Genomic DNA, 20,461 nt, shown 5'->3' on the forward strand with positions numbered 1-20,461 from the left:
AGTTGAGGGTCAGTTGGCAGCGGTGCCGGTGCCGGCAAGACGGTCGCTGACCGTCTTGATCGCGGCGGGGTGCGTGGTGGCGCCGACCTGCTTGCGGATCGCCTGGGCGAGAGCCTCGGTATAGGCGCTGCCGAGCTGGCTCGACAGTTCGCGCTGGGTGCCCTGGACGACCAGCGGGTTGTCGGTCTTGCCGGGCACCACGTCCTTGAGCGCGACGATGAACCAGCCGCGGTTTCCGCCGACCGCCTGCACCTTCACGGTGTTCTTGGCCATGTGGAACAGCAGCGAGACCGGCGGCGGCACCTGGCGGCCCTGGCGCATCGCGGCGGTCAGCATCTGGCGCGACATGGCGACGTCCTGGACCGGGGGCAGGCTCTTGCCGAGCGCGGCGATCGCCTCGTTCAGCGACTTGCCGCCCTTGACGGCTGCCTGGATCTTCAGCGCGGCGGCCTTGGCTGCGGCAGCGCCCTTGTCCTGCTTCCAGGCATCGGCGACGTCGTTGCCGATTTCCTTGAAGGGAGCGGGGGCCGAGGCGGTGATCGCGGTCACGTCGTAGATCACGTAGCTCTGGCCGGGCGAGTTTGCAGTGCCGGGGGTGAGCTGGGCGAGCTGCGGCTTTTCCTGCTCCATGCCGAACGCGGTCGACAGGATCGGCTGCAGCTGGGCCGGGGCAGTCTCGCCCGCCTTGCCGTAGACCGAGCCATTGGCGATGATCGGCTGCGTCGTCGCGACGGTGGCGCCGACGGCCTTGGCCACTTCGACGAGGCTGGCGCCGCTCTGGAACTGGTCGTCGATACGGGCGAGCAGGTCGGTGAAGGCGGCGCGGCGCTTTTCTTCAGCCAGCTTGGTGACGATCTCGGCGCGCACGGCGGCGAGGGGCTTTTCGGGCGTCTTCTGCTCGGAATCCACGCGGATCACGTGCCAGCCCAGCGCGCTCTTCTGCGGCACCGCCAGCTTGCCGACCGGGGCCGCGAAAACGGCGTCGGCGATGGCGGGCGAGAACTGCGATGCCAGCTGTTCACGCGTGAACGATTCGAGCTTGGCGGCCGAAAGGCGCCGTTCGGTCGCGGCCAGTTCGAGCGACTTGCCGCCGGCCACTTCGGCGGCAACGGCCTTGGCGGCGGCTTCGGTCGGCACGATCAGCTGGGTGAGCTTGCGATCGTCGCGCGCGGCGTAAAGTGCGGCCTTGTCGGCCTCGTAGCGCTTGGCCACTTCCGCGTCGGTGGGCGCGGCGACGTTCTTCAGCGCTTCCTCGCCGAAGGTGGCGTAGCGGATGGTGCGGCGCTCGGGGCGGACGAACTGGTTGATATGGGTCTTGTAGAAGCTCTCGAGCTCGGCCGGGGTGGCGGGCTGCGTCGGCGCGAAGGCGAGTGCGGGCAGCGTGGCGACCTGGCCCTTGCGGTTTTCTTCGAGCAGCGCGGCATAGCGCGCGGCGAGCGAGCTGGGCATCGTGGCTGCGAACTGGGCCGGGATCATCAGCTGCTGGGCGATCAGGCCCTGCGTGAAGTCGTCGCGCAGCGCGGCCTCGGGAATGCCTTTCTGGGCCAGCGCCTGGCGGAACGCGTCCTGGCTGAACTTGCCGTCGACACCCTGGAAAGCCGGGATGCGGGCGATCTCGCTGTCGACCAGGCGCTTGCTGGCGACAACGCCGTTGTCCTTGCCGAACACGCCGATCGCGGTGCGCGAGATCATCTCGTCGAGGATGCGGGTGAGCCCGCCCTCGGCGACCAGCATCTTCATCGTCGCGGTCGGGTTCTGCTGCTTGATCTGTTCCAGCTGCGAATTGGCGGCGGTGGCGAGGTCGTTGGCCTCCACGCTCTTGCCGCCGACGGTGGCGACCGAGGTCGTGCTGGAAAGGCCTGCCGTCTCGCGCATGCCGTTGATGTCGCCGCCCGCAAAGGCAAGCGTGATCAGCACGAGCACTGCCAGGGCGATGCCGGCCCCGATCTTGGACTTCAGGAAGTTACGGAAGAATGAGAGCATGGACCGTGCCGTTCAGCGTGGAGACGAATATGCGAAGCAGCGCAAAGGCAAAGCCGATGCGGGCGCAGGCTTTAGGGGGCGCGGTGCGATCCTGCAATGGCTGACATGGTCTTGCCGGGCATTGCCGGCAGGCGCCCCGCCCGATTGCCGACAGGCGCCCCGCCCGGCAGCCGGTGCGGAGGAATTTGGGTTCACGTTGTCGGAGGTCTCCTTGCCTGTGTCAAAGTGACGCAGTTGCGCCACGCGCGGGCGGTTTTGCCAGATCCGGGACGGCGCGAATTTTGACAATTGGGCCTGCCGTGCCTAGCAGCGGCCCGGCAAGCATCCGGACGATTCCCGCTTTGACCTCATCAAGAAGCGGTTGATGGGTGGCCGGACGCAGAAAATGATTCAGGGTTTTTGTTAAATGGCTGGTCTGCCTTACATCGTCGGTAACTGGAAAATGAACGGCACGCGCGCGATGCTCAGCGAGGCGCGCGCGGTCGATCGGGCAGCCGCACGCTTTCCCAAGGTGCAGGTGGGTCTGGCGCCGCCAGCCACGCTGATCTTCCGGATGCGCGATGCCGTCGAACTGATCGGCGTCGGCGGGCAGGATTGCCGCGCCGAAGAGAGCGGCGCCTACACCGGCGACATTTCCGCGCCCATGCTCAAGGATGCCGGTGCCGACTTCACCATTCTCGGCCACTCGGAGCGCCGTACGCTCCACGGCGAGAGCGATGCCCAGGTCAACGCCAAGGCGCAGGCCGCGCTTGGCGCGGGGCTGGCGGTGATTCTCTGCGTCGGCGAGACCGAGGCCCAGCGCGATGCGGGCGAGGCGCTTGCCGTCGTGACCGGCCAGCTCGACGGTTCGTGCCCGCGTGTTGACGGGGCGCCGGAAAAGCTGTCGATCGCCTATGAGCCGGTCTGGGCGATCGGTACCGGCCGCGTGCCTTCGATCGAGGACGTGGCGCAAATGCACGCGGCAATCCGTGCCAAGCTGGTCGCGCTCTACGGCGAAGGCGGGGCGGACGTGCGCATTCTCTATGGCGGTTCGGTCAAGGCCGAGAATGCGGCCGAGCTGCTCTCCGTGCCCGACGTGGGCGGGGCGCTGGTCGGCGGCGCCAGCCTGAGCGCCGAGAGCTTCACCGCGATCATCGGCGCTGCCGCGCTGCTGGACGCCGATTGACGCGCAATTCCTGAGGCTTTCCGGGGGCGGGCGGGCGTCTTGCCGCCCATCTCCGGCAGACGGCTTGCGCCGGGGCGTTCGAGCGCCTATCTGCGCGGCTTGAATCGCGGACGGGTCACCGTCCCCTTCGAAAGATCGAGATTTACACGATGCTGTTCACTTTCCTGACCGTAGTCCAGGCGATCGTCGCCCTCCTTCTGGTGGTCGTGATTCTGGTGCAGAAGTCGGAAGGCGGCGGCCTCGGTGTGGGTGGCAGCCCCTCGGGCATGCTGTCGGCACGCGGTGCGGCGAACTTCCTGACCCGCGCCACCGGCGGCCTTGCTGCCGCCTTCGTGATTCTCTCGATCGTTCTTGCGGCGCTGGCCGTCGGCAAGACCGGCGACGACGTCGACACTTCCCTTCAGCGCGCTGCGGTTCCCGCTGCGCCGGCGCAGCAGGCGCCCGCGCAGAACGACCCGCTCGCCGGTGCGGCCAATCCGGCCGCTGGGGCTCCTGCGAGCCCGGCCGCGGGTCAGTCGACTCCGGCCAACGATCCGCTTTCGGGTGCTGCCGGTCATTGATCTGACCCGGTAACTTCCGGCGTATCACTGTAGCGCGAATGCCGTCTGGCGTTGTCAGGCGGCATTTGATCTGTTTTGTTCTGTGGATTGAGGCACAGGGCTCTTGCCCTTGTGCCCCCATGCAATTTAAGGGCCGACTCCCATGGCGCGGCATATTTTTATCACCGGCGGCGTGGTTTCCTCGCTCGGCAAAGGTCTCATGGCGGCGAGCCTCGCGGCTCTGCTTCAGGCACGCGGTTACCGCGTCCGCATTCGCAAGTTCGACCCTTATCTGAACGTCGATCCGGGCACGATGAGCCCGTATCAGCACGGCGAGGTTTTTGTCACCGATGACGGTGCCGAGACCGACCTCGACCTTGGTCACTACGAGCGTTTCACCGGCGTCTCGGCGCATCAGGGCGACAACATCACCTCGGGCCGGATCTACCAGGACATCATCGCCAAGGAACGCCGCGGCGACTACCTCGGCGCGACCGTGCAGGTGATCCCGCACGTGACCGACGCGATCAAGGATTTCGCCATGGCGGAGACCGAGGATCTCGACTTCGTGCTTTGCGAGATCGGCGGCACCGTCGGCGACATCGAGGGCCTGCCCTTCGTCGAGGCGCTGCGCCAGATGCGCAACGAACTCGGCCGTGAGCAGACCTGCTTTGTCCACGTCACGCTGGTCCCCTACATCGCCGCAGCCGGCGAGCTGAAGACCAAGCCGACCCAGCACTCGGTGCGCGAGCTGACCGGTCTCGGCATTCAGCCCGACATCCTGCTGTGCCGCTGCGACCGCGAGCTGCCCGAGAGCGAACGCCGCAAGATCGCGCTGTTCTGCAACGTGCGTCCGCAGGCGGTGATCCCCGCGCTCGACGCGCCGAACATCTACGCGGTGCCCCAGCAGTACCACGCTGAAGGCCTCGACGCGGAAGTGCTGCACCACTTCGGCATGAGCTCGGACGCGCCCGACCTTACCCGCTGGGACGACATCACCGACCGCTTCGAACATCCCGAAGGCGAAGTGACCATCGGCGTCGTCGGCAAGTATGTCGGCCTGCCCGATGCCTACAAGTCGCTGAACGAGGCGCTGGTCCACGGCGGCATGGCCAGCCGCGTGAAGGTCAACGTGCAGTGGATCGATGCCGAGATCTTCGAGAAGGAAGATTCCGAGATCGCCGCGGCACTTGAACCCATGCACGGCATCCTGGTGCCCGGCGGCTTCGGCGAGCGCGGTTCGGAAGGCAAGATCGCTGCCGTGCGCTTTGCGCGCGAGCGCAGCGTGCCGTTCTTCGGCATCTGCCTCGGCATGCAGATGGCCTGCATCGAGGGCGCCCGCGCGGCCGGCATCGAGAAGGCCAGTTCCACCGAATTCGGCCCGACCGAGGAACCGGTGGTCGGCATCATCACCGAATGGATGACCGAGGACGGCCTGCAGACTCGCGCCGAAGGCGGCGACCTGGGCGGCACGATGCGTCTTGGTGCCTATACTGCCAAGCTCTCGCCCAACAGCCATGTCTCGGCGATCTATGACGCGACCGAAATCTCGGAACGCCACCGTCACCGCTACGAGGTCAACGCCAAGTACCGCGATGCGCTGGAATCCAATGGCCTGATCTTCTCCGGCATGTCGCCCGACGGCCTGCTGCCTGAGATCGTCGAACGTCCGGATCATCCGTTCTTTGTCGGCGTGCAGTTCCACCCCGAACTCAAGTCGCGTCCCTTCGAACCGCACCCGCTGTTCAAGGGATTCGTCTCGGCGGCACTGCGTCAGGCGCGCCTGGTCTGATCCGGCGGCGCCTGATCCATCAGGCGATACGAAATTCGGGAAGGGCCGGTTTCCTCCGTGGAAACCGGCCCTTTTTCGTTTCAGCCCAGCAGGGAGAGCAGCAGCGTGACCGTTCCCACCGACAACACGGTGGAGGCAAGAATGACTTTGGCGGTGAGGGCGCCCTCGCGGCGGTGGAACTCGGCGAGCATGAACGGCCCGGTGCCGGTGGGCAATGCCGCCAGCAGCACGGCGGCATGGCGCAAGGCGGCGGGCAGGGGGATGACCCAGAGCGCCAGCGCCAGGGTCAGCGCGGGATAGACAAAGAGCTTGAGGGCGACGAGCGCCACGGTCTCGCCCGCCGCGCCCGCGCCCGCGCCCGCGCCCTCGCCCTTGTCGCGCGGTTCGGCGAGGAACATGCCCAGGCACACCAGCGCGCAGGGGCTGGCGGCCGAGCCCAGCAGCTTGAGAAAGGCATCGAGCGGGGCTGCCACGCCGATGCCGCTGGCCATGACCGCCGCGCCAGCCAGCGGCGCCAGCACCAGCGGATTGCGAAACAGCGCCTGCCCCACCCGCAGCGCGATCACCGCAGGGTTGCCGCTCTTCTGGTTGCCGAACTCGATCAGGACGATGGCCAGCGCGAAGAGCACGCAAACGGTGTTGATCGTGGCGATCAGGGTCAGGGTCTGCGAGGCCGGGCCGAGGGTGGCGAGCAGTAGCGGAAAGCCAAGGAATGCCGTGTTCGAATAGCTGGCATTGAGCCCGAGGATCGCGGCATTGCCGATCGGCCGCCCCATGATCCGGCTGACCGCTACCGTCAGCACAAAGAACAGGAACGTGCTGACCGCGAAGACGGCGACAAAGCGGGGTTGCCAGAGCTGCGCGAAGTTCGCCTTGGCGACGATGTCGAACAGCAGTGCGGGCAGGGCAAGGTAGACGACGAAGCGATTGAGTTCGGTCGTCGACTGCGGGCTGAAGATCCCCACCCGCCGGGCAAGCCATCCCACGAGGGTCAGCGCGAAGATGGGCAGGACGATGGAGAGAATGGATAGCATTGCGGAATGGCGGCCCGGGCTTGCGTCAAAGCCCAGGGCTTATCGGGAGAAAGCCCGCAGTTCCAGCATGTCGCGGTTGCCGGCCGTGCAATTGCGAATGCAAAAAGGGCGGCCCGGAAACCGGACCGCCCCGTCAATTCCACGCGTTTGCGGGCCGTCAGGCTGCGGCGGTTTCGCCCGGACCGCCTTCGACCACGGTCAGCGTATTGCCGCCGATCGCGATCTTCTTGGGCTTCATCGCCTCGGGCACTTCGCGCACGAGGTCGATCACCAGCAGGCCGTCGGCAAGGTCGGCGGCGTCCACGCGGACATAGTCGGCCAGTTCGAACCGGCGCTCGAACCCGCGCTGGGCAATGCCGATGTGCAGCATTTCACCTTCGGGGGCCTCTTCGGGCTTGTGGCCCTTGACGACCAGCAGGTTGGCCTGCGCGGTGATGTCGATGTCGGCAGGCTTGAAGCCGGCGACCGCCAGGGTGATGCGATAGGCATCGGCGCCGCGGCGTTCGATGTTGAAGGGGGGATACTTGTCGCCCGCATTGGCGCGGCCCTGGTTTTCGATCATGTCGAAAAGACGGTCGAAGCCGACCATGGTGCGACGGTAGGGGGTAAAGTCGATACGGTTCATGACAAAAATCCTCGTTTGAGCAATCTTCGTGTGAGGAGGCCCGGATCGCCGGCGCCTCGTTTGCAAGCCATCCCCATCGTGGGCCATGACTTGTAACCCTAGATATGTTAGCCGCGCCGCGTTTCAAGGCTTGCCCAGCAAGGCGCGAGGCGGTCGCCGAAAAAATGCCAAGAGTCTGAATTCAAGGAGTGTTCGATGAGCCAGCCCAAGGTCGAGATCTATACCAAGTGGGGCTGCCCCTATTGCGTGATGGCCAAGTCGCTGCTGGACGGCAAAGGCGTGGCCTACGAGGAATACGACGTGACCATGGGCGGCGAGAAGCGCGCCGAGATGGAAGCGCGTGTGCCCGGTGCGCGCACGGTCCCGCAGGTGCTGGTTGACGGAAAGCCCTATGGCGGGTTCGACGACATCAATGCGCTCGATCGCAAGGGCGAGCTCGATCCCGTGCTGGGGCTCTGAGATGACCCGCGCCGCGCTGTTCCAGATGACCACGGGCATCGATCCCGTGGCCAACGCCCAGGCAATCGTTGCCGCCGTGGCCGAAGCCAGGGCGGGCGGTGCGGCCATGCTGTTCACGCCGGAGATGTCCGGCCTGCTCGACCGGCAGCGCGACAGGGCGGCGGCGAACATCGTTTCCGAGGACGAGGACCCTGTGCTGGCCGCCGTGCGCGAAGCGGCCGCGCGCGAGGGGCTGTGGGTCCACATCGGCTCGCTGGCGGTGCGTCCCGAAGGCGGTGACGGTCGTTATGCCAACCGCGCGTTCGTGATCGACGACAAGGGCGAGATCCGGGCCCGCTACGACAAGATGCACATGTTCGACGTCGATCTGGCGACGGGCGAATCCTGGCGCGAATCCAATGCCTATGCTCCCGGTGACACGGTGGTGACGGTGGAAACCCCGTTGGGCCGCCTTGGCCTGGCGATCTGCTACGACGTGCGCTTCCCCGCACTGTTCGAGGCGCTAGGTCGGGCCAAGTGCGATGTGATCGCCACCCCGGCGGCCTTCACGGTGCCGACCGGCAAGGCGCACTGGCACCTGATGCAGCGGGCCCGCGCGGTGGAGGCGAGCGCCTATGTGCTCAGCGCGGCACAAGTGGGCAGGCATGAGGACGGGCGCGAAACATACGGTCACAGCCTTGCCATCGACCCGTGGGGCGAGATCCTGCTCGACATGGGTGGTGAAACGGCGGGGCTTGGCTTTGCCGATCTGGATCCTGCGCGGATCGCCGAAGTGCGCGCCCAATTGCCGAGCCTTGCCAATCGGCGCATGATCGCCGATTAAGTCCCAAAGCTGACGGGTTTCGCGCAAGAATATCGCCATGATTGTCTATGATCTCGAGTGCCGCTCGGCGCGCCACCGTTTCGAGGGCTGGTTCAAGTCCTCGGACGACTTCGCACGCCAGCAGGAACGCGGCCTGCTCTGCTGCCCGCAATGCGGCACCGATGAAGTGGAGAAGGCGTTGCAGGCGCCGCGACTGACCCGCAAGGGCAACCAGCGTAGCGAGCCGGTTCCGACCCGTGCGGCGCAGCCGGCTGCGGCACCCGCCGCACCGGTGGCCAGCGTGCCGCTGCCGCCGCAGGCGGTGGAACTGATCCACAAACTGGCGACGATGCAGGCCGAGGCGCTCAAGGACAGCCGCTATGTCGGCAGGAATTTTGCAGAGGATGCCCGCGCCATGCATTACGGCGAGCGCGAGCACGAAGTGATCCACGGCGAAGCCAGTGCCGAGCAGGCTCAGGAACTGATCGAGGAAGGCATTGCCGTCGCGGCCCTGCCGTTTCCGGTGGTTCCCCCCGAAAGCGCGAACTGAACGAATTGCCAACTCCGGTTCCTCACGGTAGGAGGCCGGGCAGGGGCGCCCGTAGCTCAGCCGGATAGAGCACCAGATTCCTAATCTGGGGGCCATGGGTTCGAATCCCGTCGGGCGCACCACGTTTCAGGAAAGCCCCCGGTATTCCCGGGGGTTTTTCTTTGTCGGGCGTGCCCCGGCCTGGCCGCAGGCGTGGCTGCCGGTCTGAAAAAACTCCCGCCATTTCATCGTCGAACCGCTGATTCGAACCAGACCGGCAGCAGCAAGGGTGCTTTCCACTTGCCGCCGAAGCGATTAGTCTTGGCCGATGCCCCAGGGGGATGTGCGACATGTTTGGTTTTCTGAAGAAGCAGTTCGTCGACGTTATCGAATGGCTGGAAAAGCCGGGTGAACTGGCATGGCGGGTGCCGTTCGAGGACCGCGAGATCCAGAACGGCGCACAGCTGACGGTGCGCGAGGGGCAGGTCGCGGTCTTTGTCAATGAAGGCTGCGTGGCGGATTTCTTCGAATCCGGCCTGCATACGCTCAATACCGCGAACCTGCCGGTGCTGACGAGCCTGATGAACTGGGACAAGGGCTTCAAGTCACCCTTCAAGTCCGACGTCGTTTTCCTGTCGCGCAAGGAGCAGCACGGGCTCAAGTGGGGCACTGCCCAGCCGGTAACGGTGCGCGATGCCGAATTCGGCGCGCTGCGCATCCGCGCTTTCGGCTCCTATTCGTTCCGTGTGGCGCAGCTCGAACCATTTGTCTCGCGGGTGGTCGGCACGCTGGAGGGCGTTTCCGCCGCTTCGCTGGAACCGCAGCTGCGCGCCGCGATCCAGACCGCGCTGGCCGCGGCGCTGGGCGGCAGCGGCATCGCCTTCCTCGACCTCGCCGCCAACCAGCAGGCGCTGTCGGACCGCATCAAGGTGGAAGTCGACAAGGCGTTTGCCCAGTGGGGCCTCGAATGCCTGACCTTCTACGTGGAGAGCGTGTCGCTGCCTGAGGACGTGCAGGCCCATCTCGACAAGGGCTCCTCGATGCGGGTGCTGGGCGATCTGGCGCAGTATACGCGTTTCCAGGCGGCAGAGGCGATCGAGCAGGCGGCGGGCGCCGATGGCGGCGTGGCCGGGATCGGTGCGGGCGTTGCGGCGGCGACGGCGCTCGGCGGAGCCATGTCGGCAGGGTTGGGCTCGGGATTGGGGGCTGCCCCGGCCGCTCCTGCGCAGGCGGAGGAAGATCCCATCGCCACGATCGAGAAGCTGCACAAGCTGGTCACGCTCGGCGCGCTCAGCCAGCAGGAATTCGACGCCAAGAAAGCCGAACTGCTTTCGCGTATTCGCTGACGCGAAGGGTTCGGGGGGAATAGCGGCGTGATCAATTGCCCGTCCTGCGGCGCGGCCCTGCCTGTGCGGGGCCTTTCCGCGCCTTATACGACCTGCAGTCATTGCCAGTCGCTGATCTTGCGGCAGGGCCAGGCGGTGGAGGAGATCGGCAAGGTTGCCGTGGTGCCGGAAGACGTGTCGCCGGTGCGGATCGGCACGCGCTTTCATGTCGGCGGCGTGGACTTCGTTGCCGCGGGCCGCGTGCGCTGGGGCTGGAGCGGTGGTTCCTGGAATGAATGGCTGCTTTATGCGGCCGATGGCCAGACGCGCTGGCTGGGTGAGGCCATGGGCATGTACATGCTGACTGCCGAGCGTGCCGATGTCATGACGTCACCGCTCGCGCGCGCCTTTGCGGGGGGCGGCGAACTCGTGCCCGGGCAGACGCTTGTGGTGGACGCTGCGGAATATGCCGTCTCCGATGTGAAGCAGGCCGAATGCCTTGGCGGCGAGGGTGATCTGCCGTTTCCGCCGCGCACCGGCTGGGCAATGACCAATGTCGATTTCCGCACGACCGGCGGCGCGGCGCTGTCGCTCCAGCGGGACGGGCAGGGGGCGTCGGCCTGGCTCGGCACCTGGCATGAACTCGCCGACCTCGCGCCGCGTGCGCTGGCGGAGATCGAGGGCTGGACGGTGCCGGAGGCCATGCGGTGAACGCACCCAAGCACGCCGTGCGCGCGGTAACCTGTCCCAGCTGCGGCGGCACTCTGGAGGTGTGCGCGGCGGGCTGGTCGGTGAACCTGGCCTGCCGGTATTGCGGCTCCATTCTCGACGTGTCGCGGCCCGAAGTGCAGCTCCTTGAGCAGCACAACCGTACCGCTGCCGGTTTCGCGCTGCCGCTTGGCAGCCGGGGGCGGCTGTTCGACACGGAATGGCAAGTGATCGGCGCGCTGAAACGCAGCGATGCCTGGTCGACCTGGCGCGAATACCTGCTGCTCAATCCTTACGCCGGGTATCGCTGGCTGGTCGAGTACGAGGGCGACTGGAAGTTCGGCACGATGCTGCTGGGCCGGCCTGAGGAGAACGGCAAGACGGTCGTGTGGCAGGGGCAGCGTTACCGGCAGGAGGACGAGGCGGCGCTGGCCACTACCGAGACGGTGATCGGGGAATTCTACTGGCGCGTTTCCAGCGGGGACCGCGTGCTTTGTGCATCCTATACCAGCCGGGATTTCACGCTCTCGCGCGAGGAAGCGGACGGCGAGGTCAACTGGACCCACCTTGCCGCGCTCTCCGGCGGCCATGTCGAAAGCGCCTTCGGAATCCTGCCTCCCGAGCCGGAAGAACGCCGGGGGAGCGGCGACAAGGCGCGCGGCTATGCGCTGTTCGAGGCCGAGGCGCAGGCCGAGGCGGCGCGCGGCGTCGACGATATTCCGGCGATGCTTGGCCTTTCGTTGCTGACGCTCATCGCCGCGCTGGTCCTGATGCTGGGCTTTGCGGGCGGCTCGGCCGAGGTCAGGACGGATATCGAAGCGCCGTTCGGGCGCACCGCCGAAGGCATTCGCCTCGGTTCGATCACCGTCAACCGCCCCTGGCAGTTCGTCAGCGTCACCGCACGGGCCAATACCCTCGACAATCAGTGGGTCGATCTCGACTACAGCCTTGTCGACCGGGCGACCGGCCAGTCGATCGATGCCTATGGCCTCGTCGAGCACTACACCGGCCGCGACAGCGACGGCGCGTGGAGCGAAGGCGATACCAAGGCGACGATCCAGTTCGGTCATATCCGGAAAGGCACGTACGACGTTTTTGTCGATGCCGGTGCGCACCGCTGGCCGACCGACGTGCCGCCGGTCAATACCGCCTCGCCCTGGGAGGCTTCGACGTATGGCGGATGGGGCGAGGACCGGCCGGGCCCGGTTCCGGTCGAGGTGACGGTGAAGACCAACACCGTGCCCAGGGACAACTTCTGGACGCTGTGCATTCTGGTGGCGCTGATGCCCGCCTTCGCACTCTATCGCGGATGGAAATACCGATGAGGCCCGAACAATGAGGTCTGCGCAATGAAGACTTTGCCATGAGCGCGCGCCTGTTCTTCCATGCGCTGTGCTGCCTGTTCCTGCTGGCGGGCGTGGCGGCATCCAGCTTCTACGCCTGGTCGCCCTATTCCGACGAGAAACACGAGGCAGGAGGGAACAGCGGTTCCGGCATCCGGGGCAGCGGCCCCACCCACAAGTAATTCACGCTGGAGCCGTTTCCGATCCGATCGCATCGGATGAAATGCTCCAAGATTTTGTTTCCACGCGCTTTCCGGGACATCCGGTGATTCCACCTGATCGGAAAACGCCCTAACGGCAGGGAGCCCAGACATGCTCACGCTTTCCGTCTTCCTCGCGACCTTGCTCTACGCGGGGCTCGGCATCGTCATCTTCATCATCAGCTTCGTGCTGGTGGACAAGCTGACCCCGGGCGAACTCTGGCGCGAGATCATCGAGCGCAAGAACATGGCCGTCGCGATCCTCGCGGGCGCCGTGGCGCTCGGCATCTCGAACATCATTGCTGCGGCCATTCATGGCTGAAGGGGACTTTGTGGCAGATGGGGCCGTGGGTGAGGGCGGGGAAAAGGGCCCTGCCTCGCTTGCGGTCATTCTGCTGGTTTCGGTCCTGGTCGTTGCCACCTGCGGGCTGATCTACGAATTGCTGGCGGGCACGCTGGCGAGCTACCTGCTGGGCGACAGCGTTACCCAGTTCTCGACAGTGATCGGCTCCTACCTCTTTGCGATGGGCGTGGGCAGCTGGCTCTCGCGCCATGTCCGGGGCGACGAGATCGGCGTTTTCGTGCGGGTGGAAGTGATGATTGCCGCGCTCGGCGGGTGGTCGGCGGCGGGGCTGTTCATGCTGTTCCCGCTGGTCGGCGATTTCCGTGTCGCGCTCTATGCACTGGTGCTGGCGATCGGCGTGCTGGTGGGGCTCGAAATCCCGCTGCTGATCCGCATCCTGCGCCACCGTTTCGCGTTTCGCGAACTGGTCTCCAATGTCCTGACGTACGACTATGTCGGCGCGCTGATTGCCTCGCTGCTGTTTCCGCTGGTGCTGGTGCCCTGGCTGGGGATGATCCGCACCGGTTTTGTCTTCGGCCTTGCCAACGTGGCCGTTGCGCTGGCGCTGCTGGTCGCGCTGCGCCGCCAGCGCCGGATCGGCGCGGACATGGCGGCGGCGCTGGTGGTCACGGCGAGCCTGCTGGTCGGACTTGCCATGGCGGACCGCATGCAGCGCTGGTCGGAAGTGGCCTTTTATGCCGAGCCGGTGATCCATGCCCGCTCGACGCCCTACCAGCGCATCGTCATCACCCGGCGGGGCGAGGACCTGCGCCTTTACCTCAACGGCAACCTCCAGTTCTCGACCCGCGACGAGTATCGCTATCACGAGGCGCTGGTCTGGCCGGTGCTGGGGCGCGTTGCCCATCCCGCGCAAGTGCTGATCCTTGGCGGAGGGGACGGCCTTGCCGCCCGCGAGGTGCTGCGGGACACCCGCGTGCAGCATCTCACGCTGGTCGATCTCGACCCGGAAATGACGCACTTGTTCCGCGATACGCCGCAACTGGCCGCGCTCAACGCCCACTCGCTCTCCTCGCCGCGCATCACCGTGCACAATGCCGATGCCTTCCGCTGGGTGCGCGAGGCGAGGGGCCCTTACGATGCGGTGATCGTCGACTTTCCCGATCCCACCGAGTTCTCGCTCGGCAAGCTCTATACCGAGAGTTTCTACCGCGAGGTCGCCCGCCTGCTCGCACCCGGCGGGGTGATGACGGTGCAGAGCACCTCGCCGCTGATCGCCCCGCGCTCCTACTGGACGGTGGCAACCACGCTGGAGGCCGCCGGTCTGTTCTCGCGCGGTTATCACGCCTATGTGCCGAGCTTCGGCGAATGGGGCTTCACGCTCGCCGCGCACAGGCCATTGACGGATGCGGTGAAGCTGCCCGGCGGCCTGCGCTTCCTGACCGCCTCCAGCGAGCGGGCGATGTTCGATTTCCCGCCCGACATGGCCCGCCGGCCGACCCCGGTGAACCGCCTCGACAACCAGGCCCTCGTGCGCAGCTTTGCCGAGGAATGGGGCAAGTATGAAGGCTGAGCAAACAGCCGGGCCGAGCAGGCGGCAGGTTCTGGCGGGCGGTACGCTTGCCGCCGGCGCGATGGCGCTGGGCGGATGCGGCGAGGAGGCCATGGCCGGAGAACTCGGCGGGGCGGACTGGCAGCGCGGCCACCTGCTGCGCGACCGGCGCTTTCCCGAGCCGCAGGGGCCGGTGGAGGAAATCGATGTCGTGATCGCGGGCGGCGGCGCGGCGGGCCTCGCGGCAGGATGGCGGCTGGCGGAAGCCGGCTTTGACCGTTTCACCCTGTTCGAACTGGAAGACAGGACCGGCGGCAATGCGCGTCATGGCAGGAATGCCGTCAGCGCTTATCCGCTCGGCGCGCATTACCTGCCGGTGCCCAACCGCGAGGCGACGGCGCTGCGCCGCATGCTCGGCCAGTTCGGCATGATGACGGGTGAGCGGGACGGGGTGCCGGTCTACGATCCCTACCAGCTTTGCGCGGACCTTGAGGAACGCCTGCTCTGGCGCGGGCGCTGGCAGGAAGGGCTGTTTCCCAATTCGGGCGTGACTGCGGCCGATCGCGCCCAGCATGCCGCGTTTGAGCGGCGGATGGCGGATCTGCGCAAGGCCGTGGGATCGGATGGCCGTCCCGCCTTTGCCATTCCCATGGCCTTTTCGAGCGCCGACCCAGCCTTCCGCGCGCTTGATGGCATGAACTTCGCGCAGTGGCTTGATGGCGAGCATTTCACCTCGCCGGTGCTGCGCGCCTATCTGCGCTATTGCTGCCGGGACGATTATGGCAGCGAGCCCGAGCATGTCTCGGCATGGGCGGGCATCCACTATTTTGCAGGACGCCGGGGCTGGGCCAGCGATGGCGACGGCGACCGGGAACTGACATGGCCGGAAGGCAACGGCCGCCTCGTCTCGCTGATGGCGGGGCGGATCGCGCCGCACCTGAAACCGGCCCATAGCGTGTTCCGGGTGGAGCCGGACGGCGATGGCGCGCTGGTCGACCTGTTCGATCACGCCGCGCGCCGCAGCCGCCGCTTGCGGGCCAGGGCCGTCATCATGGCCATGCCCCATTTCGTGGCCGCGCGGGTCGCGCCCAAGTTCGTGGCCAAGTTCGCAGGTGAGGACGCCATGTCCTATGCGCCCTGGGTGGTGGCCAATGTCACGGTGGGCCGCCATCCCGAGGGCAAGGGCGTATCGCTCGCGTGGGACAATGTCTCGACCGCCAGCGAATCGCTCGGCTACGTGGTCGCCACGCATCAGAGTGAAGCCAGCGACGGCGGGCCGACGGTGCTGACCTGGTACCTGCCGCTGTCGAAGGAGAAGCCGGAAGCGGCGCGCAAGATCATGATGACGCGCCCGCTGCGGGAGTGGCAGCGGATCGTGCGCGACGACCTGCTGGGCATGAACCCCGATCTTGACGGCGCCATCGAGCGGATCGACGTGTGGCGCTGGGGACATGCGATGATCCGCCCCACGCCCGGTTTCCTTTCCGATCCGGCCCGCGGCGCGGCGATCGCCGCCCGGCCGCCGGTGCTGTTTGCCCATTCGGACATGAGCGGCCTGTCGCTGTTCGAGGAGGCGCATTATCGCGGCGTCGTCGCCGCCGAAGCGGCGCTCGCCCACCTTGGTCTTCCATTCGAAAGTCTCGCTTGATGGCGCATCAACCCGATAGCAGCCTGCACCTCATCGCCGACCTTGCGGAGTGCCAGGGCCTTGGTGATCTCGCGCGGGTCGAGGCAGCGCTGCGCGAGGCGGCGGAGGCCGCGCATGCCACCGTGCTCGACGTGCGGCTCCACCACTTCGGGCCGGGCATGGGGGTGACGGGGGTGGCGCTGCTGGCCGAATCGCACATTTCGATCCACACCTGGCCGGAGCACGGCGTGGCCGCCGTGGACCTCTTTGTCTGCGGCCGGCAGGCCGACGCGGAAGCAGGGCTCGCGTGCATCACGGCGCGCCTGCAGGGCCGGGTGGCCATGAAGCAGGCGGTTCGGCGGCTTGGCTTGCCGGTTGCGGGAGGGGAGAAATTGCGCAGCGCCCACGCATGATTGCGGCTGCTGCAACAAATCGCCATTGAAGCTTCATCTGAAGCCGTTAACGCCCCGCCACGACATACGCTCGTGGGCGCAGGGGAAACGGCAATGAAATTCGGTATTTGCATCAAGACTCTGATGGTCGGCACGGCGCTGGCGGGGATCCCGGTGGCTGCTTACGCCGACGAGGCCGGGGCTGCCGCCTCGGGCGCTGCCGATATTGACGATTCCAACCAGATCGTCGTCACCGCCCAGAAGGTCGAGCAGCGCGCGGTCGATGTGCCGATCACCCTCTCGGTCGCCAGCGGCGAGCGCATGCGCGAACTGGGCGTGACCGACATCGGCGAACTCTCGGCCTACATCCCCGGGCTCAACATCCAGGTGCAGAGCGCCAACAACCCCGGCTTCGTGATCCGCGGCATCACCTCGGACAGCGGCTCGGCCCAGCAGGGGCCGCGCGTGACGCTCTATTACAACGGCGTCGACATCTCGCGCTCGCGCGGGGCCTATCAGGGCAACTACGACCTTGAGCGCATCGAAGTGGTGAAGGGCCCGCAGGCGACCTTGTTCGGCACCGCCGCCACGATCGGCGCCATCAGCCTTGTATCGGCGAAGCCTCAGCCGGGTGTCTCGGCCGAAGTGACCGGCGGCTATGGCAACCTGAACGCCTACCGCGTCGAAGGTTTCGTGAACGCGGGTAACGACGTGATTGCCGGCCGCGTGGCCTGGCAGTGGAAGAAGCGCGACGGCTACGTGAAGAACCTCGCGCCCGATCAGGACGATCTCTACGGGCAGGACCAGCTTGGCCTGCGCGGATCGCTGCGCTTCACGCCGAGCAGCGATTTCACCGCCGACCTTGTCTTCACTTACGACCGCCAGCGCAACACGGGTACGCCGTTCCTGTCGAAGGACCTCGGGTCGACTTCGGTCGACGGGCTCTACGGCGCGGCCTACCTCGGCGGCTCTCCCTATTCCGCTGAAGTGCTGGGTAGCGACAAGCTGGGCCTCAACCGTGACGTCTACGACGTGAATTTCACGACCAGCTGGGACTTCGCGGACGGCTGGAACTTCACCACCGTCAACGGCTATCGCCACTTCGACGCCCTCGAAGTCTTCGATGCGGACGGCTCGGCCGCCTGGTATCTCGAATTCGCCGAACACGCCAAGGGCTGGCAGGCCAGCCACGAGGGCCGTTTCACCTATAGCGACGACCAGTGGCGCGCCTCGTTCGGATGGAACTACTTCATCGAGGACAGCTCCCAGTACGTGCCGTTCTCCTCGGAAGTGGGCACCTACCTGCAGTGCACGGCGAACCTGATCCCGTCGCTGGGCTGCGTGAACGCCTCCAACGTGGCGACAGGCGCACTGGCGACATCGTACCTGACGAGCGGTGCCTATAGCGCCGTTCCCTACTCCAGCTGGTACGAGAACAAGGGGCGCAACCAGTCATGGTCGATGTTCGGTGACGTTACCTTCAAGCCGGTGCCGCAACTGGAACTGACCGCCGGTGCGCGCGTGCTGATCGAGAAGCGCCGCTCGGGCTATTCGGCCTATCAGCCCGATGCCCCGGTCTATGGCCAGCCGCTGCTGCCGCTGGTCGATACCGATGGCGAGACCTACTCCGCCCAGCGCTCCTTCGCGGCGGTGCTGCCGCGCTTCAACGCGCTCTATCACCTCACGCCGAACGTCAACGTCTACGCCACGATCTCCGAAGGCCGCCGCTCGCCGGTGGTGCAGCTTTCGGCGGCAGCCGGTCCGGTTGCCGATCTGGACCTGATCAAGGCGGAGACGGTGTGGAACTATGAAGCGGGCATAAAGGGCTCGGTCGGTATCTTCTCCGGCTCGCTGGGCGTCTATTACGACGACTACAGCAACTTCCAGGTCACGGTGACCGAGAACGGGCAGAGCGTTACCCGCAGCGCCGGATCGGCATCGAACCTTGGCGTGGAAGCCGAGCTGGAGGCAAAGCTCACCACCTGGCTGAGCGCTTTCGGCAATGTCGGCTTCATCAGCGGCGGTATCGACGACAATGCCTCGAACGGGGTCTATGCGGGCGACCAGTTTCGTCTCCAGCCCAAGTGGCAGTGGGCGGCGGGCTTCAACCTGAATGTGCCGGTCACCGAGAACACCAGCGTGTTCCTGACGCCCAGCGTGACCTACCGCAGCAAGATCTACTTCGAGATCCCGAACAGCGAGGCGATCAGCCAGGATCCGGTGACGCTGGTGAACCTGCGCGGCGGCGTTTCGCTGATGAACGGCAAGTTCCAGATCGCCGGGTACGCCCGCAATCTGGGCAACGAGAAGTACCTGCTCGATGCCGGAAACACCGGCGGGTCCTTCGGCCATGCGACCTACATCCCGGCCGAACCGCGCACGTACGGTATCGAGTTCACCGCGCGCTACTGACCTTCCGACGACAGGACGATCCCATGACCATCGCTCTCGACCGCCGCCTTCTCATCAAGGCCGGCGCCTTCGGTCTTGCCGCACTTTCGACGCCCGGCATGGCCCGGATCCTTACCGCGCGGGGCTTTACGCACGGCGTTGCCAGCGGCGAACCGGCGGCCAATTCGGTGCTGCTGTGGACCCGCTACGTCGGCAGCAGCGAGACGAAACTGCGCTGCGAACTGGCCGAGGACCGGGACTTCCGCAAGGTCGCCAGCGGCGGCGAGGTGATCGCCAGCCCCGCGCGCGACAACTGCGCGAAAGTGGTGGTCGGCGGGCTGCAGCCGGGCAAGTGGTACTTCTATCGCTTCATCGCGCCAGACGGCACCAAAAGCGAAGTCGGCCGCACCCGCACCCTGCCGGTGGGCGAGGTGGGGCGCTTCGGCATCGGCCTGTTCTCCTGCTCGAACATGCCGTTCGGCTGGTTCAATGCCTATGCCCATGCCGCCGCGCGCGAGGATCTGGACCTTGTCGTCCACGTCGGCGACTATTTCTATGAATACAAGCAGGGCGAATATCCCGCACATCCGATGGCGGGCCGGGCGATCGAGCCGGCGAACGAGATCGTCAGTCTGGCCGACTACCGGCTGCGCTATGCCAGCTACCGCCTCGACCCCGACCTGCGCGCGCTCCACGCCCGTTTCCCGATGATCGCGCAGTGGGACGACCACGAGTTCGCCAATGACGCCTACAAGGACGGCGCCGAGAACCACCAGAGCGAGACCGAAGGACCGTGGTCCATTCGCAAGGCAGCGGCGGAGAAGGCTTACCGTGAGTGGATGCCGGTTTCCGATGCCGATTGGGGCAGCTACGAGATCGGTTCGCTGGCGACGCTGTTCCGCCCCGAGACGCGCGTGTCCGCGCGCATGAAGCAACTCGATCTCGGTGATGCCTTCAAGGGGCAGCAGGACGTCGCCAAGGCGCTGCTGGCTTTCCGTGACGGTCCGTGGATGGCGCCTGAGCGCACGCTGATGGGCGGGGTGCAGGAAGACTGGCTCTACAAGGGCTTCGCCGCATCGGCCAGGGCGGGCAAGCGCTGGCAGATCCTGGCGCAGCAGATCGTCATGGGCTCGCTCAAGTCGCCTGCCGCGCTGGCCGATTTCGTTCCGGCTGGCGGCGACGCCAAGGTTCGCGGCGCGCTCATGGCCGCCGCCGCGGCCGCCAGGGTCGGTCTGCCGTTCAACATGGATTCGTGGGACGGCTATCCGGCGGCGCGCGAGCGTCTGCTCAAGGCCGCGCGTGAGGCGGATTGCAACCTCGTCGTGCTCTCGGGCGACAGCCACAATGCCTGGGGTAACGAACTGTCGTTCGGTGGCGCTGCCGCGGGCGTGGAGTACGCGGGCCATTCGGTCACGTCTCCGGGGTACGAGGCGTACCTTCCCGGCGCCGGGCCGCAGGCGCTGGCAGGGGCAATGCGTCAGGCCAATCCGGGGCTGGCGTTCACCGACGTCAGCCGCCGGGGTTATGTCTCGCTGGATGTGACGCCGGATCAGGTGCGCGGCACCTGGCACTTCATGTCGACCATTGCCCGGCGCACCACGGCGAACACGGACAGCACCACGCTGGCCGTCAAATGGGGCGAGCGCCGCTTCGCAAAGGCCTGATTGCTTTTCCGTAATTGATGGGTGGGGCGG

General features: G+C 66.4%; 19 protein-coding genes and 1 tRNA gene. 17 read left to right on the forward strand and 3 right to left on the reverse strand.

Annotated features, from left to right (window positions below; all coding sequences use genetic code 11):
- Window positions 1-9 precede the first annotated feature (9 nt).
- On the reverse strand, window positions 10-1,983 hold the full coding sequence (locus CA833_RS15175) for a peptidylprolyl isomerase (protein ID WP_207078527.1): 1,974 nt from the start codon (window positions 1,981-1,983) through the stop codon (window positions 10-12).
- A gap of 406 nt (window positions 1,984-2,389) precedes the next feature.
- Here CA833_RS15175 and tpiA point away from each other — a divergent pair, with 406 nt between their 5' ends.
- The 3 genes from tpiA (at window position 2,390) to CA833_RS15190 (ending at window position 5,479) form a co-directional block, all read left to right on the forward strand.
- A complete protein-coding gene (gene tpiA, locus CA833_RS15180; RefSeq protein WP_207078528.1) occupies window positions 2,390-3,148 on the forward strand; it encodes a triose-phosphate isomerase in 759 nt (252 codons plus the stop codon).
- A gap of 152 nt (window positions 3,149-3,300) precedes the next feature.
- Window positions 3,301-3,708, forward strand: a complete 408-nt coding sequence (secG, locus tag CA833_RS15185; RefSeq protein WP_142637644.1) for a preprotein translocase subunit SecG — start codon at window positions 3,301-3,303, stop codon at window positions 3,706-3,708.
- 142 nt (window positions 3,709-3,850) lie between these two features.
- Window positions 3,851-5,479 carry a CTP synthase gene (locus CA833_RS15190; RefSeq protein WP_142633941.1) on the forward strand — a complete coding sequence of 543 codons (1,629 nt, stop codon included), beginning with the start codon at window positions 3,851-3,853 and terminating at the stop codon, window positions 5,477-5,479.
- 80 nt (window positions 5,480-5,559) lie between these two features.
- Here CA833_RS15190 and CA833_RS15195 read toward each other — a convergent pair whose 3' ends face one another.
- A complete protein-coding gene (locus tag CA833_RS15195) occupies window positions 5,560-6,513 on the reverse strand; it encodes an AEC family transporter (RefSeq protein ID WP_207078529.1) in 954 nt (317 codons plus the stop codon).
- A 157-nt stretch (window positions 6,514-6,670) separates the two neighbouring features.
- Entirely contained in the window at window positions 6,671-7,138 is a 468-nt protein-coding gene (locus tag CA833_RS15200) for an Hsp20 family protein (RefSeq protein ID WP_142633936.1), read from the reverse strand.
- Window positions 7,139-7,333: 195 nt separating this feature from the next.
- Here CA833_RS15200 and grxC point away from each other — a divergent pair, with 195 nt between their 5' ends.
- The 14 genes from grxC to CA833_RS15270 all read left to right on the forward strand — a co-directional run bounded on the left by grxC (window position 7,334) and on the right by CA833_RS15270 (window position 20,431).
- Window positions 7,334-7,597 carry a glutaredoxin 3 gene (gene grxC, locus CA833_RS15205; protein WP_142633934.1) on the forward strand — a complete coding sequence of 88 codons (264 nt, stop codon included), beginning with the start codon at window positions 7,334-7,336 and terminating at the stop codon, window positions 7,595-7,597.
- A gap of 1 nt (window position 7,598) precedes the next feature.
- On the forward strand, window positions 7,599-8,420 hold the full coding sequence (locus CA833_RS15210; RefSeq protein ID WP_207078530.1) for a carbon-nitrogen hydrolase family protein: 822 nt from the start codon (window positions 7,599-7,601) through the stop codon (window positions 8,418-8,420).
- A 37-nt stretch (window positions 8,421-8,457) separates the two neighbouring features.
- Window positions 8,458-8,949, forward strand: a complete 492-nt coding sequence (locus tag CA833_RS15215; RefSeq protein WP_207078531.1) for a DUF1178 family protein — start codon at window positions 8,458-8,460, stop codon at window positions 8,947-8,949.
- A gap of 45 nt (window positions 8,950-8,994) precedes the next feature.
- Window positions 8,995-9,071 (forward strand) — tRNA-Arg (locus CA833_RS15220).
- Window positions 9,072-9,278: 207 nt separating this feature from the next.
- Entirely contained in the window at window positions 9,279-10,274 is a 996-nt protein-coding gene (locus CA833_RS15225; RefSeq protein WP_142633845.1) for an SPFH domain-containing protein, read from the forward strand.
- A gap of 27 nt (window positions 10,275-10,301) precedes the next feature.
- Window positions 10,302-10,964 carry a DUF4178 domain-containing protein gene (locus tag CA833_RS15230; protein ID WP_207078532.1) on the forward strand — a complete coding sequence of 221 codons (663 nt, stop codon included), beginning with the start codon at window positions 10,302-10,304 and terminating at the stop codon, window positions 10,962-10,964.
- Complete coding sequence (locus tag CA833_RS15235; RefSeq protein ID WP_207078533.1) at window positions 10,961-12,286, forward strand: DUF4178 domain-containing protein; 1,326 nt, start codon at window positions 10,961-10,963, stop codon at window positions 12,284-12,286. The genes CA833_RS15230 and CA833_RS15235 overlap by 4 nt, the downstream gene beginning before the upstream one ends.
- 38 nt (window positions 12,287-12,324) lie before the next feature.
- Window positions 12,325-12,486 carry a hypothetical protein gene (locus tag CA833_RS15240; RefSeq protein ID WP_207078534.1) on the forward strand — a complete coding sequence of 54 codons (162 nt, stop codon included), beginning with the start codon at window positions 12,325-12,327 and terminating at the stop codon, window positions 12,484-12,486.
- 130 nt (window positions 12,487-12,616) lie between these two features.
- A complete protein-coding gene (locus tag CA833_RS15245; RefSeq protein WP_207078535.1) occupies window positions 12,617-12,826 on the forward strand; it encodes a DUF350 domain-containing protein in 210 nt (69 codons plus the stop codon).
- 10 nt (window positions 12,827-12,836) lie between these two features.
- Complete coding sequence (locus CA833_RS15250) at window positions 12,837-14,378, forward strand: polyamine aminopropyltransferase (protein ID WP_242526129.1); 1,542 nt, start codon at window positions 12,837-12,839, stop codon at window positions 14,376-14,378.
- On the forward strand, window positions 14,368-16,005 hold the full coding sequence (locus tag CA833_RS15255; protein WP_207078536.1) for an NAD(P)-binding protein: 1,638 nt from the start codon (window positions 14,368-14,370) through the stop codon (window positions 16,003-16,005). Before CA833_RS15250 ends, CA833_RS15255 begins: the two co-directional genes overlap by 11 nt.
- Window positions 16,005-16,397 carry an adenosylmethionine decarboxylase gene (gene speD, locus CA833_RS15260; RefSeq protein WP_207080121.1) on the forward strand — a complete coding sequence of 131 codons (393 nt, stop codon included), beginning with the start codon at window positions 16,005-16,007 and terminating at the stop codon, window positions 16,395-16,397. Before CA833_RS15255 ends, speD begins: the two co-directional genes overlap by 1 nt.
- Before the next feature lie 93 nt (window positions 16,398-16,490).
- Window positions 16,491-18,788, forward strand: a complete 2,298-nt coding sequence (locus CA833_RS15265; protein WP_207078537.1) for a TonB-dependent receptor — start codon at window positions 16,491-16,493, stop codon at window positions 18,786-18,788.
- Between the two features lie 23 nt (window positions 18,789-18,811).
- Window positions 18,812-20,431 (forward strand): alkaline phosphatase, encoded by a 1,620-nt coding sequence (locus CA833_RS15270; RefSeq protein WP_207078538.1) that lies wholly within the window; start codon window positions 18,812-18,814, stop codon window positions 20,429-20,431.
- Window positions 20,432-20,461 lie beyond the last annotated feature (30 nt).

Source organism: Novosphingobium sp. KA1 (assembly GCF_017309955.1).
In the GTDB taxonomy this organism is placed as follows: domain Bacteria; phylum Pseudomonadota; class Alphaproteobacteria; order Sphingomonadales; family Sphingomonadaceae; genus Novosphingobium.

Excerpts from the sequence above, each read along its gene's own strand:
- CA833_RS15200 (WP_142633936.1), bottom strand. The coding sequence starts at position 7,138 with ATGAACCGTATCGACTTTACCCCCTACCGTCGCACCATGGTCGGCTTC.
- CA833_RS15270 (WP_207078538.1), top strand. The coding sequence starts at position 18,812 with ATGACCATCGCTCTCGACCGCCGCCTTCTCATCAAGGCCGGCGCCTTC.
- CA833_RS15225 (WP_142633845.1), top strand. The coding sequence starts at position 9,279 with ATGTTTGGTTTTCTGAAGAAGCAGTTCGTCGACGTTATCGAATGGCTG.
- CA833_RS15245 (WP_207078535.1), top strand. The coding sequence starts at position 12,617 with ATGCTCACGCTTTCCGTCTTCCTCGCGACCTTGCTCTACGCGGGGCTC.
- CA833_RS15240 (WP_207078534.1), top strand. The coding sequence starts at position 12,325 with ATGAGCGCGCGCCTGTTCTTCCATGCGCTGTGCTGCCTGTTCCTGCTG.
- tpiA (WP_207078528.1), top strand. The coding sequence starts at position 2,390 with ATGGCTGGTCTGCCTTACATCGTCGGTAACTGGAAAATGAACGGCACG.
- CA833_RS15195 (WP_207078529.1), bottom strand. The coding sequence starts at position 6,513 with ATGCTATCCATTCTCTCCATCGTCCTGCCCATCTTCGCGCTGACCCTC.
- CA833_RS15175 (WP_207078527.1), bottom strand. The coding sequence starts at position 1,983 with ATGCTCTCATTCTTCCGTAACTTCCTGAAGTCCAAGATCGGGGCCGGC.
- grxC (WP_142633934.1), top strand. The coding sequence starts at position 7,334 with ATGAGCCAGCCCAAGGTCGAGATCTATACCAAGTGGGGCTGCCCCTAT.
- speD (WP_207080121.1), top strand. The coding sequence starts at position 16,005 with ATGGCGCATCAACCCGATAGCAGCCTGCACCTCATCGCCGACCTTGCG.
- CA833_RS15215 (WP_207078531.1), top strand. The coding sequence starts at position 8,458 with ATGATTGTCTATGATCTCGAGTGCCGCTCGGCGCGCCACCGTTTCGAG.
- CA833_RS15210 (WP_207078530.1), top strand. The coding sequence starts at position 7,599 with ATGACCCGCGCCGCGCTGTTCCAGATGACCACGGGCATCGATCCCGTG.
- CA833_RS15190 (WP_142633941.1), top strand. The coding sequence starts at position 3,851 with ATGGCGCGGCATATTTTTATCACCGGCGGCGTGGTTTCCTCGCTCGGC.
- CA833_RS15255 (WP_207078536.1), top strand. The coding sequence starts at position 14,368 with ATGAAGGCTGAGCAAACAGCCGGGCCGAGCAGGCGGCAGGTTCTGGCG.
- CA833_RS15265 (WP_207078537.1), top strand. The coding sequence starts at position 16,491 with ATGAAATTCGGTATTTGCATCAAGACTCTGATGGTCGGCACGGCGCTG.